The 2,915-nt window shown below is 35.0% G+C and carries 1 protein-coding gene; it reads left to right on the forward strand.

The window, feature by feature from the left end:
- A partial coding sequence (locus F6K13_RS26490) for a CHASE2 domain-containing protein (RefSeq protein WP_287288922.1) occupies positions 1–1,768 on the forward strand: 1,768 nt, incomplete at its 5' end.
- Positions 1,769–2,915 lie beyond the last annotated feature (1,147 nt).

Below are 2,915 nucleotides of genomic sequence, written 5' to 3' on the forward strand. Positions count from 1 at the left end.
TGGAGTAGCAACTCCAGAGGATTTAATTAGAGAGGGAAAACATACTCCTTTTAATATTGGTCATCCGATTGAATTAACAGAGTTAACTTTTGCAGATGGAAAAATATTAACTCAGGGGTTAGATGGAATAGTAGAAGAACCCGAAGTTGTTTTGCAAAAAGTTTTTGATTGGAGCGGAGGTCAACCTTTTTTAACTCAAAAAATTTGTCAAATTATTGTTGATTATGCAGAGGATTATGAACCAGATGTTGATAAATTGGTAGAGGAACATATTTTGACTTATTGGGAAGAGAAAGATAATCCCACTCATTTAAAATATATGCACGATTATTTAGTTAATCATGGTCAACTTGCTCCTCAATTACTGAAATTATATAAAAAAATTCTCTTGCAAGGAGAAGTTAAAGCTAACAATAGTCGAATTCAAATGGCTTTGCGGTTGTCTGGTGTAGTTATTAAAAAACAGGATAAATTAGTTATTTTTAATAAAATTTATCGGACAATTTTTAATCTAGATTGGGTGGCAGAAAAATTAGCTTATTTAGAAAGTAATCTAGAGCAACCTCAACCAAAACCTAAAAAATTAGGAATGAGTGTAGTTTTTGCTAGTTTGGCATCGTTGGGAGTTATTAGTTTTAGAAGTTTAGGTTGGCTACAAAATTTAGAGTTAAATGAGTACGACCGCTTAATGCGATGGCGACCTCCAGAACAGCCAGACCCTAATATTTTAATTGTTGAAGCTACGGCAAAAGATATTAATAAATATGGTATTGGTAGTGACTTAACTGATGAAATTTTGGCTGAGGTAATAGCCAAGTTAGAAAGTCATCAACCTACAATTATCGGTTTAGACTTTTGGAGAGAAAAACCTTTACCTTCTGAATCTGGTTATCAAAAGTTATTAAAAATTTTGAGTAATAATCAGAAAATAGTTGCTGTTTGTAGTACTAGCGAATATCACGACAATAAACCTGGTACTAAACCTCCTGAAGGAGTACCAGAAAAACGTTTAGGTTTTACTGATGTTGTTGTCGATAATGGTCAAGTTGATGTTTTCCGTCGCCATTTAATGTTTATGGGAAAACAGGCAGAAGACCCTTGTCAAACAGAGTATTCATTAAGTGCTAGGGTTGCTTTTAATTATTTGGAAAGTAAAGGATTTAAAGAAGAAGATATTACCGCAGGAAATTTTAAAGTTGGTGATGTTATTTTTAAGAAGCTTGTGGAAAGACAAGGTATTTATCAAAAAGTTGATGCTGGTGGGTTTCAAGTTTTACTTAATTATAGAAATGCCGATATGGTGGCTAATTATATTAGTATTTCAGATATTTTATCTGGGGAATTTGATGGTTTTTTAGTTAGGGATAAAATTGTACTTATTGGTAGTACAGACCCTTATGCTAGCGATCAATTTTATACTCCTTATAGTTATGTTGAAACTGTTTCTCAGAAGCAAATACCTGGAGTTGTTTTACACGCACATCAAGTTAGTCAAATTATTAGGGCAGTTTTGGATGGTAGACCTTTAATTACGTTTTGGAGTTGGTGGGTAGATTTGTTATGGATTTTTTGTTATTCTGTTTTGGGTAGTGTGATAAGTTATTGTTTTCGTCGAGTTTTATTGTTTTTCTTATTTATAGCAGGAAATATTATTATTTTATATTCAGTTAGTTTGTTTTGTTTTACTCAAGGTTTTGTGCTGCCTTTAGTGCCGTCTATTTTGGCGTTTATGATTAGTGGTGTTGCTGTTTTCTTGGTTAATATTTAGTAGTTATATCATGTCCGGTTGAACAGTTATAAATAAACGAAGGAATCAGTCTTCAGGAGTCAGGAGGGAAGAAAGAAGAAGTAAAGAGAAACTTTTTTTGATCACTAATTATCCGGACATGATATTAATATTAGCGAGTTATACTAATCGGAACCTAAAGATATACTCAATTTATGATATAGTCGATATTTAAAATTTTAGCCAACAGGTCATTTCAGTTATCAGTTTCTAGTCTAAGATTTGTCATTAGTCTATGTCCTAACTAAATAATTGGATTGATAGAGATTCTCATCCCAGTCAACACATACATCAAAATAATTAGACATCTCCTCCACGCATAGGCAGTAGGCAGTAGGCAGTAGGCAGAAAGAATTGATAATTTATGTGTGATAATTGATTTTATTTTTGATTTTTACCGAAAAATTGTGGGTATGCGCCTCCCCTTTTAAGGGGATAATAAGCGGTCGTTAGCGCAGCTTCCCGTAGGGTGGGATGGCGTACTTCGGAGCGGGTCTGTAAGAACGGGTCTCCTCGCCATATCCAATCGACCAAGAGAAGAAAAATTTTCATGATTAGTCTATCCTCTTCTTTTCAAGGAGAGCTAATAATTAATTATCATTTTCTTTGTGGGTTTAATACCCCACCGTCAACGGGGGTGTTCACGCATTACTTGGGGGAGCGAATCCCCATGTAATTTTCCTCCTGTCTCCTGTCTCCTGTCTCCTGTCTCCTTCTTCAATAATTATTAATTATTAATTGTTGAACAGATGTCTATTTGGTTGATAGAGATTCTCATCCCATTAAACATTCACACTCCCATTAACCAGGGTTGTTTCATTAAATATGAAACGTATTGGGGAGTGAGTTTAGGAAGTATGGGTTAGTGGGAGATATGGGAAAATCGAACTGCTTCATAAAACTGATATAAAACGTCACATCGATGCGACAAATTGATGTTTACTTCCTGCTTCTGCTGAGGCCGTCGGCGGTTACTCATCCACAGGCATTAACGGTCAAGCCAACCGCATCTCTACACTCTATACTTACATTTAAGTCTTTGTCAATTAACATAACTAAAAAAGTCCTCAAACCCTTACTACGCCGTTTTAGCGTAGGAAGCGGGATTTCAGGATAGGTCTACGTCTAT

The organism is Okeania sp. SIO2B9 (assembly GCF_010672505.1).
GTDB classification, from domain to species: domain Bacteria; phylum Cyanobacteriota; class Cyanobacteriia; order Cyanobacteriales; family Microcoleaceae; genus Okeania; species Okeania hirsuta.